Source organism: Streptomyces xylophagus (genome assembly GCF_000716435.1).
Taxonomy (GTDB): domain Bacteria; phylum Actinomycetota; class Actinomycetes; order Streptomycetales; family Streptomycetaceae; genus Streptomyces; species Streptomyces xylophagus.
Genome location: NZ_JNWO01000006.1, coordinates 105,080 through 120,009, shown reverse-complemented (window position 1 = coordinate 120,009; position 14,930 = coordinate 105,080). Strand labels below are relative to the sequence as shown.

Genomic DNA, 14,930 nt, shown 5'->3' with positions numbered 1-14,930 from the left:
GCCCTGGCGGGCCTCCCGGGCTTCGAGACGGCGGCCGGACTCCGTCCGGCACTGGTTGCGGCCGCAGGCCCGCGAGGTTCAGGCGGCGGCCGCGGGCGTGTCCTCTCCGACGAACGTGCGCCACAACTCGGCGTACGTGCCGCCCAGTTGGAGCAGCTCGTCGTGCGTGCCGTCCTCCACGACCCGGCCGTGATCCATCACCACGACCCGGTCCGCGCGGGCCGCCGTTGTCAGGCGGTGGGCGACGACGAGGGTGGTGCGGCGGCCGGCGAGGCGGTCGGTGGCCTGGTTGACCTGGGCTTCCGTGGCGAGGTCCAGGGCTGCTGTCGCCTCGTCCAGCAAGAGGATGTCGGGGTCTACCAGTTCTGCCCGCGCCAGGGCGATCAGCTGGCGCTGGCCCGCCGAGAGGTTGCGGCCGCGTTCGGCGACCTCGTGGAGGTAGCCGCCGTCGAGCGTGGCGATCATCTCGTGCGCGCCGACCGCGCGGGCCGCCGCCTCCACCTCGGCGTCGGTGGCGTCGGGGCGGCCGTAGGCGATGGCGTCGCGGACGGTGCCCTGGAAGAGGTACGCCTCCTGCGGGACGACGCCCAGGTGGTGGCGGTACGACGTGATGTCGAGCGAGCGGAGGTCCGTGCCGTCCACCGTGACCCGGCCGCCCGTCGGGTCGTAGAAACGGGCCACCAACTTCACGAGCGTCGACTTGCCCGCGCCCGTCTCGCCGACGAAGGCGACCGTCTGGCCGGCGGGGATGCTCAACTCCACTCCCCCGATGGCCTCTTCGTCGTCGCCGTACGCGAAGTGCACGTCCTCGAAGGCGATGTCGCCGCGGAGGGAGAGGACTTCCAGTGGCTCGTCGGCCGCTCGGGTCGACGTCGGTTCCTGGAGGAGTTCCTGGATGCGGCCCAGGGAGACCGTGGCCTGCTGGTAGCCGTCGAAGACCTGCGAGAGCTGCTGGACCGGGGCGAAGAACAGGTCGATGTACAACAAGTACGCGACCAACGCGCCTGTCGTCAGGGTCGCGTCGTCCACCCTTCCCGCGCCCGCGATCAGTACGGACGCCGCCGCCACCGAGGACAGCAGTTGTACGAACGGGAAGTAGATCGAGATCAGCCGCTGGCCCCGGGTGCGCGCCTCGCGGTAGCTGCTGCTGCGTTCGGCGAACCGTCGGCCGCCGTCCTTCTCGCGTCGGAACGCCTGCACGATCCGCAGCCCCGACACCGACTCCTGGAGGTCGGCGTTGACCAACGACACACGCTCACGGGCGAGTTCGTACGCCTTCACGCTCGCCCGTCGGAAGAAGAACGTGGCGATGACCAGCGGGGGGAGGGTGGCGAAGACGACGAGCGCGAGCTGGATGTCGATCACCAGCAGGGCGACCATGATGCCGAAGAACGTGACGACCGAGACGAAGGCCGTGACCAGCCCTGTCTGCAGGAAGGTGGACAGCGCGTCCACGTCCGTCGTCATCCTCGTCATGATCCGGCCGGTCAACTCCCGCTCGTAGTAGTCGAGTCCGAGGCGTTGGAGCTGGGCGAAGATCTTGAGGCGGAGGGTGTAGAGCACCCGCTCCCCCGTGCGTCCGGTCATCCTCGTCTCGCCCCGCTGCGCCGCCCACTGGACGGCCACGGCGACGAGGGCCAGCAGCGAGGCGGACCAGATCGCGCCGATCGCCATCTTGGTCACGCCCTGGTCGATGCCGTGCCGGATCATGATCGGCAGGAGCAGGCTCATGCTCGCGTCCACGGCGACGAGGCCGAGGCTGATCAGCAGCGGGGTGCCGAACCCGCGCAGCAGTCGGCGCAGGCCGTACGAGTCCTCGGCACGGACCGCGCGCGCCTCGTCGATGTCGGGGACGTCGGTCGCCGGCGGCAACGCGTCGACCTGAGCGAGGAGTTCGGGCGTCGCGGGCATCCCGGACAGCGCGGTGTCCTTGGGTTCGCGGTCGCCGGTCCACAGGCGGGGCGTGAGCCCGCGCTCGGCGTCGAACTCCGCGTCCAACTCAGCGCGTACGGAGGTGTCTTCGGCCGGTTCGGCGGTGGGCAGGGCGTGGCCGGGCGAGACACCGCCGAGTTCGTCGGGGTCGGTGAGGAGGCGGCGGTAGAGCGGTGAGCGCTCCTGGAGTTCGTCGTGGGTGCCGATGTCGGCGAGGCGGCCCCCGTCGAGGACGGCGATGCGGTCGGCGAGGTTGAGTGTGGAGCGCCGGTGCGCGATCAGCAGCGTGGTCCGGCCCTCCATGACCTGTTTCAGGGCCTCGTGGATCTCGTGCTCGACGCGGGCGTCCACCGCCGAGGTCGCGTCGTCGAGGACCAGCAGGCGCGGGTCGGTGAGGATCGCACGGGCGAGGGCGACGCGCTGGCGCTGGCCGCCGGAGAGGGTGAGGCCGTGCTCGCCGACCGTGGTGTCGTAGCCGTCGGGGAGTTCCGCGATGAACCGGTCGGCCTGCGCGGCGCGGGAGGCGGTGAGGATCTCCTCGTCGCTCGCGTCGGGGCGGCCGTAGGCGATGTTGTTGCGGACCGTGTCGGAGAAGAGGAAGGAGTCCTCGGGGACCAGGCCGATCGCGGCCCGGAGGGAGTCGAGGGTGAGTTCGCGGACGTCGTGGCCGCCGATGAGGACCGCGCCGTGGGTGACGTCGTAGAAGCGCGGGAGGAGGAGCGAGACCGTGGACTTGCCGGAGCCGGAGGAGCCGACGACGGCGAGGGTCTCGCCGGGGCGGATCTCGAAGCTGAGGCCGTTGAGGACGGGGCGCTCGTGGTCGTAGCCGAAGGAGACGTCGTCGAACTCGACCGTGGCCGGGGCGTCGGCGGGGAGCTCCTTGGTGCCGTCCGTCATGGAGGGCTGGGTGTCGATCAGTTCCAGGACGCGTTCGGTGCCCGCGCGGGCCTGCTGGCCGACCGTGAGGACCACGGCCAACATGCGGACCGGGCCGACGAGTTGGGCGAGATAGGTGGAGAACGCGACGAACGTGCCGAGCGTGATGTGACCGCGCACCGCGAGCCAGCCGCCGAGCGCGAGCATCGCGACCTGGCCGAGGGCGGGGACGGCCTGGAGGGCGGGGGTGTAGCGGGCGTTCTGCCGGATCGTGCGGAGGCGTCCCGCGTAGAGGCGGCGGCCGACCTCGCGCAGCTTTCCGGTCTCCTGGTCCTCCTGGCCGAAGCCCTTCACCACGCGTACGCCACTGACGGCGCCGTCGACGACTCCCGCGACGGCGGCGGCCTGGGCCTGCGCGTACCAGGTGGAGGGGTGCAGTTTGCTGCGGCTGCGCTTGGCGATCCAACCGAGGGCGGGGGCGACGGCCAGGGCTATCAGGGTCAGGGGCAGGGACAGCGAGGCCATGATCGCGAGGGAGATCACGAAGAGCAGGACGTTCCCGATCGTCATCGGGAGCATGAAGAGGAGACCCTGGATCAGCTGGAGGTCGCTGGTGGCGCGGCCGACGACCTGGCCGGTGGACAGCTCGTCCTGGCGGCGGCCGTCGAGGCGCGTGATCGTGCCGTACATCTCGGTGCGGAGGTCGTGCTGGACGTCGAGGGCGAGGCGGCCGCCGTAGTAGCGGCGGATGTACGTCGAGACGTAGACGAGGAGGGCGGCGACGATCAGGGCGGCTGCCCAGGGGGCCATGGAGCGGGTGTGGCCGGTGATCACGTCGTCGATGATCACCTTGGTGACCAGGGGGACCAGGGCCATGACCGCCATGCCGGCGAGGCTGGCGCCGAGGGCGAGGACTACGTCCTTGGGGTAGCGCCAGGCGTACCCGGCCAGCCTTCTGGCCCAGCCCTGCGTGTCCCCCTGCTTCGCTGCCACGCGGTGCCTTCCGTTCGCCCCTGATCAGCTGGTCTTACGGAAGGCACCAACGCGGAAAGGAACGGATTTCATCCCTCCGCAACAAAACGCTCCGCTGGGTTCGGTCGTCATCACAGTGCGGGTGCGTTGTGGCTGGTCGCGCAGTTCCCCGCGCCCCTAAAAGCTAAAAGGCGGGCGTTGTGCGTACCCGGAGGTAATAGAAGCGGGTCGTCTGAACTGCGTTCTGGTTGTCGTCGCTCACCAGCAGCACCTTGTAGGCGCCCTTCTCCCTCCCCGTGATCACCATGCCCTCGATGTTGTCGAGGAGGGGGTTCGGCTGGGGCTGCTTCGCCGTGGCGCCCAAGGTCGGGCAGTCGGCGATGTCCGCGAGCAGGGTCTTCTTGATGAGGCGGACTCCGGGCTGGCCCGTAAGGGTGTCGATCTTGCTGGTGTCCGTCGCGTGGCGGGGGTCGGCCAGGTAGAGGCGGACGGTGTTGCCGACGCCGCTGGTGAAGCCGCGTTCCAGGACGAGGAGGCGGCCGTCGGGGAGCGCCTGTACCTCGGGGACGCCGAGGAAGGTCGCGTCGGTCTTGTAGGCGTACTGGGCGGCGAGCTTGAAGTGGTCGCCCTTGGTGCGGGTCCAGGTCTGGAAGCGGACGGCGCCCGAGGTGTCGCCGGCGATCGGGTACTCCATCGACGCGAGGAGCGTGTGGCCGCCGGGCAGCAGGGTCAGGCCCTCGAACGTCTGGTTGGAGACGGCCCGGCCCGCAGGCGCGACCAGTAGTGAGGACGGGACCGGGAGGCGGTCCAGGATCTTGCCGTCGCGGGAGTAGCGGCGGATGGACGGCTCGGTCTCGGAGGTGATGAGGCGGGTGCCGTCGCGGTCGATGACCAGGCCCTCGGAGTCGAGGGCGGCGCCGTTCTCGTCGGCGAGCGGGACGACGCTCTTCGGCTGGAGGGTCTTCGCGTCCAGGCTGAACAGCGAGGAACGGTCCTCCAGGGCGGCGAGCGAGCCGTCCTTGTCCAGCGCGAGCGCGGAGAAGTTGCCGACGAAGGTGCCGTCGTACGTCGTCTTGTCGAGCGCGTCGGAGAAGCGGTCGATCGAGACGGAGGACGAACAGGCGTTGGTGGTGCGGGAGTTGCCGGTACGGGAGTTGCTGGCGTTCGCGGGCCCGGCGGCGGCGGTGAGGCAGGTGGCCGCCGCCAGGCCGGCGGTCGCGGTCGCGAGTACGGTTCTCAGGCGCATGGGCGCCACCGTAGGACGGGTGGGTGACGTGCGGGAGACCTTGCAGTTAAGCGCGTTTGCTGAGCGAGAACCCTGTGGATCCGTTGAGCGAGATCCCTGTGAACCGGCTACGCGAGGTCCTTGTGGATCGCCTTCGCGACACCCTGGATCGTGGTGATGCCGTAGCTCATCGTGCTGTTGTCCTGGGTGAGCACGCTCATCATGTAGTCGTGGCCGCCGCCGTTGAAGGTGCCCAGGCTGTGGACGCGCCAGCCGTGCGTGGAGCGCTGCAGCCAGCCGTTCTTGACGTGCACGGTGACGGTCGACGGGGCGCCGGAGGGCGTGCCCCAACGCTGGCCGGCAATCACCTGGTTCATCAACTTCAGGATGTACGCACGGGAGTTGTCGCTCAGCACCGTGTTCTTCGCGGTGACCAGCTTGAGGAGCTTCTGCTCGTCGGTCACGGTCTCCTGGGTCAGGCCCCAGTAGTTGTTCGCGCCGGGCTTGGTCTGGGTCATGCCGGCCGCCGTGAGGAAGCCCTTGATCTTCGTCAGGCCCAGTTGCTTCCACAGGGTGGAGGTCGCGTCGTTGTCCGACTTGGTGATCATGGCCTTGGCGAGCGTCGACTCCCGCGTCGTCAGCAGGCGGTCGTGCTTCTTCGCGTCCCACAGCAGCGTGGCGAGGACGGTCACCTTGACGGTACTGGCCGAGTCGTAGGCACTCGTCGCCCGTAGCGTGCAGGTGGTGTTGGTGGTGCGGTCGTAGAGGCCGACGGCGACGGTTCCCTTGCGGGTCGCGAGGGCCGCGGTGATGTCCTTCTTCAGCTTGGCGGCGAGGCCCGCCTTGGCGGACGTACAGCTGACCGTCGGGGTGGCGGCGGCAGCGGGGGTCGCGGCGGCCAGCACGGGTATGAGCACCCCGGCGCCCACGCCGGCCGCCAGCACTCTGGCCCGGCGGGATGTCCAATGAGACTGAGTCATGCATGACTTGACTCACAGGAAGGCGTGAAAGGTTGTACGAATTGGAGAACGGTTGTACGAGCCGTTACCCGGGCCTGTGCGAATTCACAGCCGAGCACTAGGTACGGCACAGCACCTACCCACCCTGCGTTCGCACGATGGCCGGGTGACATCTGCCACCGATCCACACCCCCACACCGAACCCGCGTCCGCCGACTGGCCGCCGCCGGCCCCACCCGCCGAGGCGCCGCCCGAGAAGGCGCCCCGCTGGTCGCTGCCCGCGCTGATCGCCATCATGGTCCTCGCCGCGGTGCTGTACTCCTGGAACCTCTCGGGCTCCAGCCTCAACAGCTTCTACAGCAGCGCCATTTACAGCGGCACGCAGAACTGGAAGGCCTGGTTCTTCGGTTCGCTGGACGCGGGCAACTTCCTCACGGTCGACAAGCCACCCTTCTCCCTGATGGTGATGGGCCTGTCGTGCCGGATCTTCGGCTTCGGCACCTGGCAGATGATGCTGCCGGAGGTCGCCGCCGCGCTCGGCACGATCTGGATCCTGCACTCCTCCGTGAAGCGGTACTTCGGCCACGTGGCCGCGACGATCGCGGCGCTGGTCCTCGCCCTCACCCCGATCACGGTCGCCATCAACCGCGACAACAACCCCGACACCCTCCTCGTCCTGCTGATGGTGGCGGGCGCGGCCCTCGGCCTGCGCGCCGTGCGCACCGAGAAGCTGCTTCCCCTGCTCGGCTCGGCGGTCTGCTTCGGCTTCGCGTTCAACACCAAGCTCCTCCAGGGCTATATCGCGCTGCCCGCCGTCTTCGCCGTGTACCTGTTCGCGTCGAAGCTCGGCTGGAAGAAGAAGCTGGTCCAACTCGCCCTGGCCACGGTCGCGTTGGCCGTCTCCAGCTTCTGGTGGGCCACGGCCGTCTCCCTCGTCCCCGCCTCGGACCGCCCCTACATCGGCGGCTCGACGGACGGCACGGCCTGGGACCTGATCATGGGCTACGACGGCTTCGGCCGCGTGTTCGGCGGCGAGGGCAACGGCGGCGGAGGCGGGGGTGGCGGCGGAGGCACCTTCGCCGGCACCGCGGGCCTCGGCCGGATGTTCAACGACATCCTCGGCGGCCAGATCTCCTGGCTGCTCCCCTTCTCGGCGATCGCCCTGATCGCCGGCCTGGTCCTGGTCGGCCGCGCCCCGCGCACCGACGCGACCCGCGCCGCGCTGGTCATGTGGGGCGGCTGGACCCTGCTCCACTACGTCACCTTCAGCATGGCCCAGGGCACGATGCACCCGTACTACACGACCGCGCTCGCCCCGGGCATCGCGGCGCTGTGCGGTGGCGGCGGCGTCATGCTGTGGCGCGCCTTCCGCAGCGGCGACGCGCGCTGGTCCTGGGTCCTGCCGGCCGGCCTCGCGGTCACCGGTATCTGGGCGATCGTGGTGCTGCGCCGGGCCTCCGGCTGGAACACCTGGCTGTGGCCGACGGTGGGTGTGCTGATGGTCGCGGCGATCATCGGCCTGTTCGTCTTCCGCTCCGGCAACCGCGGCCGGCTGCTCACCGCGTCCATCGCGGCGGCGATCATCGCGGCCCTGGCCGGCCCGACGGCGTACGCCGTGACTCCGGCCGCGTCGAGCGGCTCCGGCGGCGGCATGGGCGGTACGAACCCGACGGCGGGCCCGTCGACCGGCGGCGGCATGGGCGGCCCCGGCGGGGGCGGCGGCCGGGGCGGCTTCGGCGGCGGCCAGGGCGGTCCCGGCGGCGGCACCCAGCAGGGCGGCGGCCAGGCGAGCGGCGAGGCGCCCGGCGGGATGACGCCGGGTGGCGGCGGCACGGGTGAGCTGCCGCAGGGCGGCGGAGCACCGAGCGGTGCGCCGAATGGCGGCACGACGGGTGGCCAACAGGGCGGTACCAACGGGGAGTTCCCCGGCGGCGGTACGGCTCCTGGCGGTACGGCGTCGGGGGGCACCGGTACGGCGGGTGGCACCGGTACGGCTCCGGGTGGCGCCACCGGCGGTACGCGCGGCGGCTTCGGCGGCGGTGGCGGTGGCGGCATGGGCGGCACCACGTCCAGCGCGCTGATCTCGTACCTGGAGAAGAACCAGGACGGCGCCAAGTGGCTGCTCGCGGTGTCCAATTCGCAGAGCGCGGGCCAGCTGATCCTCAGCACCCACAAGCCCGTCATCTCCATGTGGGGCTTCACCGGCTCCGACAAGGCGATGACCCTCGCCAAGCTCAAGGAGCTGGTGAAGAAGGGCGAGTTGCACTACATCCAGCTCGGTGGCGGCGGTATGGGCGGCAACAGCAGCCTGAACACCGAGATCACCGCGTGGGTGCAGAAGAACGCGACGGCGGTGAAGGAGAGCGCGTACGACAAGAGCGCGTCGACGGAGAAGAGTTCAAGCTCTTCGTCCTCCTCCACCTCCTCCACCACGACCAACACGTCGACGATCTACCGGCTGGACCCGTCGGACGTGAAGTGACGACACGACACTGAGGTAGCTGAACGGCCAACGGCCCCCGACCACACGGTCGGGGGCCGTTTTGGTATGTCATCCCACCGTCAACTCGCGTAGACACAGGGCAAATTGTCGCTTCCGGTCACCTGATCGACACGTCTCGTTTATTTACATGACCGCATGTGCATGTCACGCTCCCGTTTGCCGCCCCATTCAACCCGCGTAGATGGGACACTCTTTATGTTGGCGACTCGCATGCACCGCTGGAAAACGGTGGCGTTGACCACCGCGGCCGTCCTGGTCGGCCTCGCCGCGCCGACCCTGACAGCGACCCCGGCGTCGGCCACGACGACCGCGTACGACGCGACGTACTACAAGAACGCGATCGGCAAGACGGGCACGAGCCTGAAGTCCTCGCTGCACACGATCATCAGCAGCCAGACGAAGATCTCGTACTCCGCGGTCTGGAACGCGCTGAAGGTCACCGACCAGGACCCGAACAACAGCAGCAACGTGATCCTGCTGTACAGCGGCGTCTCCCGTGCCAAGTCCCTCAACGGCGGCGACGTCGGCGACTGGAACCGCGAGCACACGTGGGCCAAGTCCCACGGCGACTTCGGCGAGGTGACCGGTCCCGGCACCGACCTGCACCACCTGCGCCCCGCGGACGTACAGGTCAACAGCATCCGCGGCAACCTGGACTTCGACAACGGCGGCAGCGCGGTCACCAACGGCGGCGGCAGCATCGTCGACTCCGACTCCTTCGCGCCGCGCGCGGCGGACCGGGGCGACGTGGCCCGCATGATCCTCTACATGGCCGTGCGCTACGAGGGCGACGACGGCTTCGCCGACCTGGAGCCCAACGAGAAGGTGGGCAACGGCAGCAACCCCTACATGGGCAAGCTCTCCGTCCTCAAGGCCTGGAACGAGGCGGACCCGCCGAGCGCCTTCGAGGAGAACCGCAACCAGGTCATCTACGACACCTACCAGCACAACCGGAACCCGTTCATCGACCACCCGGAGTGGGTGGAGGCGATCTGGTAGGCGGCAGTGTCGAGTTGAACTCCCTCTGATCCAGGGGGAGTTCAACCACTCCGGGCACCGTGGCCACCCTCTCCAGATCATGCACCGCACGCGCAATGGGCTGGTGGTCAGAGGAGGGCCTCGATGGCTCTGAGGATCAGAGCCCGCGCCTCAGCCCCGTAGACGGCCTGGCGATGCATCTCCCCGAACGCCTTGACGTACTGGCCGACTTCGTCCGGAGCGGCGATCTTCACGGAGGCTGAAAGCGGTTCGTGGTCCACGCGCTCGTCGTCGAAGACCGTGAAGGACTCGATGGGCCACATCGTCCGCTCGATGTCCGCAGGGATGACGCCGAGCGAGACGGCGGGCAGGGCCATCACGGAGAGCAGGTGGCCGAGTTGGCCCGACATGACTCCCGCGTCGCCGAGGCGGTATCCGAGGACGGCCTCCTCGATGACGATCGCGAAGCGGTGGTCGCCCTCACGGATGATGCGGGAGCGGTCCGTTCGGGCTTCGACGGCCTCGGCGACGTCGTCCGGAAGGTCTCGGAAAGCGGCGATGGCTCGTAGGAGGGCCGTAGCGTATCCAGGCGTCTGGAGGAACCCCGGTACGACGTTGTGGCAGTAGACCTTGAAGTTCCGGGTCCGCTGGTACAGCGGCACCGTGGACTGCTGGAGCCGTTTCAGGCCCGTGCGCTGCAGGCGGCGCCACTGGACGTACAGGGAGTCGGCGTCACGGTTGGCGGCCACGAGGTCGGGCGCCAGGTCCTCGGCGCCGCACGCACGGCACCACGACCGGATGTCCTCGTCGGAGGGTGCCGTGCGGGCGTTCTCGATGCGCGAGGACTTCGCCTCGCTCCACTCGCAGCGCGCGGCGAATTCTCGCTTCGTGATCCCCGCGTCCAGGCGGATCTCACGGAGCCGGCCGGCAAGCGCCTTGCGGGCGGCCTCGACTCTCGACGAGGGGGAGGTGGGTGGCATGGCCGGACTGTCGCGCTCGCCTACTTGGTCTCGTACTGGTCGTGGGGGATGGCACGCTCCCAGATGCGCTCGAAGGCCGTGGCACAGACCCGGATCAGCTCCGGGTCGTCGAGCAGTTCATCCTCCACCGACTCGCCGTCCCCGGAGAAGTGGTGCACACGGATCAGGGAGTCGTCGAAGAGCCAGAAGTCGTTGCCCGGCAGGAGCAGGTCCGAGGTCCGGCTGCGGGGGAGCCACCGTACGAGTTCTCCGGCTTCCACGTTGCCGCGCGTGACGTAGTGCTCCCAGCGGATGTACTCCGTCACCGGCTCCGAGACCACACGGGCCCGACGAACCGTCACGCCCCGCGCCACGGCGTCCGCGATCGAGTCCTCGAAGGAACCCCACCAGGAGGCCCGGTCCGCCCAGGCGACACGCTCTCCCCGCTGCCACGCCTCGAAGCGGGGATTGCTGAAGTACGTGTCCCTCAGCTCCAGATGGACGGCCGAGCGCTTGGCCTCAGCGATCAGTTCCCTGAACGCGGGCATCGGCGACATCGCACGCCTCCTTCAGGATGTCGACCATGCGCACGGGGATACGCACGACGGCTTCGTAGTCCGGCAGCGGGCCGGCCGCCCGGACTTCCTCCGCAAGCCGCTCGTCCGCCTTCCAGCCCTGGATGACGAACTCGCCCTTCTCCTCGTCCACCCAGACGGTGGGGCAGTGATCCTTGTCGGTATCGGGATCGATACCGATGAACCGTGACGCCATGGTGCCCTCCAACATCCAGTTGCTTACATGGACTTGCACCACCGTCGACCGGTTTCCACCTACCGTCATCTTCCCTACGGTCGCGGCAGACACCTCGGGAGGTATGCGGATGACGGCCGGCAAAGGACCAGACACTCCAGCACTCGAAAAGAACCCGGCCTTCTTCGTGCCGCTGCCGGATGTGGAGGGCCTGTCCGAGCACGATCCGGGGCCGGCACTGCGTCTGGTGCGGAGTGACGCTCACGATCGAGACGGCCGTCGACCTCGGCGAGCGAACGAACGAGGCGGACGCAGGAGAGGCGCAGTGGTTCCCTCGCGGCTGCCGTCCCTGCGTCGGCGAGAACGCCTACCGAGCGATCCTCGACCACGCCCCGTCCTGCGAACAGTGCGTGGACGACGTCTCCCGTTGCGAGACCGGCCTGGCCCTGTGGCGCGTGGTGAGGAGTGCCCGCCGGTGAAGATCTGCGGGAAGTGCCAGCAGGCGATCAGGCCCGGCGAGGCCTACAGCACTCACGACATCCACGGGGCTTCCGACCCTGGACACACAGTCCATCTCCACCTCGTGTGTCCACCGAAGGAGGCATAGGGCACCCTGGGCCGAACAGAACCCCGGTCCTCTACTCCGGGCGATCGAGGCTCATTCGCATGCCAGTTGTGCACGTCCTGCGCTGGGAGATCCTCATGTCCGACACCTCCGTCACAGTGACGCTCACCTACACCGGCGACCAGGCCGAAGTGCTGCGCACACTCGCTCTCTTGGAGGGGCGTACACCAGAGCAAATGGCGTTGGACCACATCGCACGTGGCGTCCCGCTGTCCTTCTCCTCTTCCTTGGGGGAGGACTCGGAGGCCATGGCCGTTCTCGCGCGGGCCATGTTCGACGGACCTTCGGACCTGGCCGCACGGTCCGGCGAACAAGGCCCGGAGCCGTCACGGCCCAACCAGAACGCCGATGACGTAACGGTCGTACAGGGCACCCCGTACGACCGTCCCGTCACCCCAATACCCCCCTCGCAAGCCCATCCTGACGCTGCATCAGGGACCGCCAGCTCGTAAGAACCGCCGGATGCGCGTCGATCCAGGCCTGCTGGACGACAGCCAGCCGGGTATAGGCCGTGCGCAGATAGCCGGTGTCGGACTTGCAGCGGACGTCCGCCTTGGCGACGGGACTGGTGGCGAAGTCGGTGTCGCGGGGGAGGCTGTTCAGGAGGTGGACGGGGTCGTCCGACTCGACGCCGGCGGCCAGTGCGCAGCGCGCCCAGCGGGCGTTGGCCGTACGGAAGGACGGGTCCTTGTCGAGGTTCTCGCGGGCCTGTTGTTCGCCCTCGCCGAGTTCGATGCGCACCTGGAGCCAACGCGGGCGCTCGGAGCCCAGCAGGCGCTTCTCCGCCTCGGCCTGGCAGCCCTCGGCCGGCCAGGACACCTTGATGGACTTGCCCTTGGCGGAGATACGCCGGTCGGCGGGACCGTAGAGCGCGGCGAGGAACGCCTTGCTCTCCTGGCGTTCCGACGCGGCCGGCGCGGGGGCGGCGGTGTCGGCGGTGAGCGACTCCAGGCCGAACGGCAGCGGGTGGTCGGCGGTGGCCGCGCTCGGCCGCGGGACGGCGGCCGGCGTGTACCGGAAGCCGTGGGCGGCCATGCACGTGATGGCAAGTCGGCGTTCCGCCTCGGCGATCCGCCACTGCCGTTCGCTGGGCGCGTGCAGGAGCGCGTAGAAGGGCAGGGCGGCGCTGAGACGGGCGATGTCCGGCTGCGATCGCCCGGCGGCGGGCGCGGACGGACCGGAGCGGCCGACGAACACCCAGGCGGCACAGGCGACGACGGCCACGGCGGTCGCGATGACGGCGATCTTGCGGGTTACCAACGTGCTCCTCCTCCCGGTGGGGTGGATCCGGCGGCGGACCGCCGGATCCATGACGCGGCGCGGATCAGTAACAGCCGCCCGGGTTCGACGTGGTCAGCGAGAGGGAGCTGGCCGACAGCGCGGCCGACAGCTCATAGACCTGGCTGCCCGGCTGGACGCAGAAGAGCATGCCGCCGCCGTAGTTGATGTCAAGGTAGTACCTGGAGTAGTAGCCGCCGGTGCTGGAGTTGCTGGCGGACCAGGCGTTGTCGTTGACGGTCGTGCCCGAGCCGGCGGTGCCGTACGTCGTGTCGTTGAAGGTGTCGTTCGTGAAGTTGCTGTCGCTGTTGAAGTACGAGTGCCTCGCGCTGCTGTAGCTGGACCAGAACACACAGTGGTAGCCGCCGGCGCAGTTCGTGCCGGCCGATGCCGGGGACGCCGTGAGGACTCCGCCGACGGCGAGAGCCGCGGCCACTCCTGCGGTCGCGGCGAACGCCCTTCGCGACCGGGCCCATCTGGACCGTAAGGTCATATACATGACATCTGCCTTTCTGTCGGTCTCGGAACGACCCGAGCAACACTGGCAGCGGCCCGACCGATTTCCCATGCTTTGCGGCCACGACCGAAAAGCACAGGTCAGCGGTGGAAACCGGCGAGCCCGGCGGCCCCGGACGGATGAACTCATGTCCGAATAACGCCTGTTGCAGGTGTTGTCAGCCGCGCCCGGCGGCGGCCATGATGACTCGCGCGGCCACACCGGCCGGACGGGGGGACCGTCATGCTGCGCATCCATTTCACCGAGGCCGACCTGGTCCGCACCCGGCTGGCGTCCGAGCCGGATCCGCTCTGGGAGATCGCCCTGAGCCTGCACCGGCTGCAGACCCAGCAGGGACGCAGCGCCCACGCGGAGTGGTACCGGACGACCCGCCCGCGCCTGACGGACCACGGGCTGGAGGGGGTCCTACGGCACTTCCTGCTGCCGCTCTTCCCGAGAACGGCGTACTTCCCGGACTTCCTGACCCCGGCGGAAGGCACCGGGGGCCTCACGGCCGGACTCGCGGCGCTGGTGAACACCCCCGCCGAGCGGGTGCGCCAGGAGGTGGCGCGCTTCACGTCGGTCGGCGCACCGTCGTGGGCACCGCGGCTCGTGGAACGCGAGACACGTCAGGACCTGGCGGATTCCCTGCGGCGGTACTACGACGTCGCCGTCGCGCCCTACCGGGACCGGGCGCTGGCCCGGGTGGAGGCCGACCGGTCGGTCCGGGGGCGGGCCCTGCTGGCCGGCGGCGTGGACGGACTGCTCGGCGGGCTGGGCCCGCAGATGCGCTGGGAGGCGCCGGTGCTCCATGTGCACTATCCGGCGGACGAGCGCGACCTGAGACTCGACGGGCGCGGGCTGACCCTCGTCCCGTCGTACTTCTGCTGGGGCCCGCCGATCGCGCTGGCCGACTCGTCGCTGCCGCCCGTACTGGTCTACCCCGTGCTGCGCGAGGCGCGGCCGACCGCCGTCGGCCAACCCCTCGGCGTGCTGCTCGGCCGGACCCGGGCACAGGTGCTGCGGGGCATCTCACCCGGCGCAACCACCGGCGAACTCGCCCGGCTGGCAGGGGTGTCGGCACCCACCGTCAGCCAGCACATCACGGCCCTGCGGGACGCGGGGCTGATCAGCAGCCTCCGGTTCGGCACGAGCGTCCTGCACACGCTCACCCCGCTCGGGGCGGCACTGCTGCGCGGGGCGGGCCGGCCGGTCCCCTCCGTGCCCTGAGCCGCGGCAGGTGGCGCAGGCATCCGGCCGTTCGGCCGTTCGGTGGAAACCGGAGTCCTGCCGGTGCTCGTACGCGGACGGCGGCGGACGGGGCGGCATCGTGGCCCCCGATCGGCTCCACCCGGTCCACCCCGTCCCAGCAGTCCA

The 14,930-nt window shown here is 69.6% G+C and carries 12 protein-coding genes; 4 read left to right on the top strand and 8 right to left on the bottom strand.

Annotated features, from left to right (window positions below; genetic code table 11):
• Positions 1 to 78: 78 nt before the first annotated feature.
• The 3 genes from OO70_RS14000 to OO70_RS13990 all read right to left on the bottom strand — a co-directional run bounded on the left by OO70_RS14000 (position 79) and on the right by OO70_RS13990 (position 5,985).
• The gene (locus OO70_RS14000) at positions 79 to 3,801 is read right to left on the bottom strand and encodes an ABC transporter ATP-binding protein (RefSeq protein WP_043669393.1); all 3,723 of its coding nucleotides are present in this window, start codon (positions 3,799 to 3,801) and stop codon (positions 79 to 81) included.
• Between the two features lie 163 nt (positions 3,802 to 3,964).
• Complete coding sequence (locus OO70_RS13995; RefSeq protein WP_043669391.1) at positions 3,965 to 5,026, bottom strand: esterase-like activity of phytase family protein; 1,062 nt, start codon at positions 5,024 to 5,026, stop codon at positions 3,965 to 3,967.
• Between the two features lie 107 nt (positions 5,027 to 5,133).
• Entirely contained in the window at positions 5,134 to 5,985 is an 852-nt protein-coding gene (locus OO70_RS13990) for a serine hydrolase (RefSeq protein ID WP_051741178.1), read from the bottom strand.
• Positions 5,986 to 6,130: 145 nt separating this feature from the next.
• Between OO70_RS13990 and OO70_RS13985 the strand changes: the two genes are divergently transcribed.
• Complete coding sequence (locus tag OO70_RS13985; protein WP_043669389.1) at positions 6,131 to 8,446, top strand: ArnT family glycosyltransferase; 2,316 nt, start codon at positions 6,131 to 6,133, stop codon at positions 8,444 to 8,446.
• Positions 8,447 to 8,662: 216 nt separating this feature from the next.
• Positions 8,663 to 9,466 (top strand): endonuclease I family protein, encoded by an 804-nt coding sequence (locus OO70_RS13980; protein ID WP_043669386.1) that lies wholly within the window; start codon positions 8,663 to 8,665, stop codon positions 9,464 to 9,466.
• 107 nt (positions 9,467 to 9,573) lie between these two features.
• Here OO70_RS13980 and OO70_RS13975 read toward each other — a convergent pair whose 3' ends face one another.
• From OO70_RS13975 to OO70_RS52390, 3 genes are read right to left on the bottom strand one after another with little or no spacing between them, the layout of a single operon-like run.
• Positions 9,574 to 10,425, bottom strand: coding sequence for a helix-turn-helix domain-containing protein (locus tag OO70_RS13975; RefSeq protein ID WP_043669383.1), 852 nt, complete (start codon positions 10,423 to 10,425; stop codon positions 9,574 to 9,576).
• 20 nt (positions 10,426 to 10,445) lie between these two features.
• On the bottom strand, positions 10,446 to 10,961 hold the full coding sequence (locus OO70_RS13970; RefSeq protein ID WP_043669380.1) for a DUF6879 family protein: 516 nt from the start codon (positions 10,959 to 10,961) through the stop codon (positions 10,446 to 10,448).
• On the bottom strand, positions 10,924 to 11,175 hold the full coding sequence (locus tag OO70_RS52390) for a hypothetical protein (RefSeq protein WP_078651417.1): 252 nt from the start codon (positions 11,173 to 11,175) through the stop codon (positions 10,924 to 10,926). The genes OO70_RS13970 and OO70_RS52390 overlap by 38 nt, the downstream gene beginning before the upstream one ends.
• A gap of 233 nt (positions 11,176 to 11,408) precedes the next feature.
• On the opposite strand from OO70_RS52390, the gene OO70_RS55970 reads away from it, so the two are divergent.
• Positions 11,409 to 11,633, top strand: a complete 225-nt coding sequence (locus OO70_RS55970; protein ID WP_234336841.1) for a hypothetical protein — start codon at positions 11,409 to 11,411, stop codon at positions 11,631 to 11,633.
• A gap of 536 nt (positions 11,634 to 12,169) precedes the next feature.
• On the opposite strand, the gene OO70_RS13960 is transcribed toward OO70_RS55970, so the two are convergent.
• Positions 12,170 to 13,039 carry a hypothetical protein gene (locus OO70_RS13960; protein ID WP_043669377.1) on the bottom strand — a complete coding sequence of 290 codons (870 nt, stop codon included), beginning with the start codon at positions 13,037 to 13,039 and terminating at the stop codon, positions 12,170 to 12,172.
• A 64-nt stretch (positions 13,040 to 13,103) separates the two neighbouring features.
• Positions 13,104 to 13,550 (bottom strand): hypothetical protein, encoded by a 447-nt coding sequence (locus tag OO70_RS13955; RefSeq protein ID WP_158711468.1) that lies wholly within the window; start codon positions 13,548 to 13,550, stop codon positions 13,104 to 13,106.
• Positions 13,551 to 13,796: 246 nt separating this feature from the next.
• Here OO70_RS13955 and OO70_RS13950 point away from each other — a divergent pair, with 246 nt between their 5' ends.
• Complete coding sequence (locus tag OO70_RS13950) at positions 13,797 to 14,783, top strand: ArsR/SmtB family transcription factor (RefSeq protein ID WP_043669371.1); 987 nt, start codon at positions 13,797 to 13,799, stop codon at positions 14,781 to 14,783.
• Positions 14,784 to 14,930 lie beyond the last annotated feature (147 nt).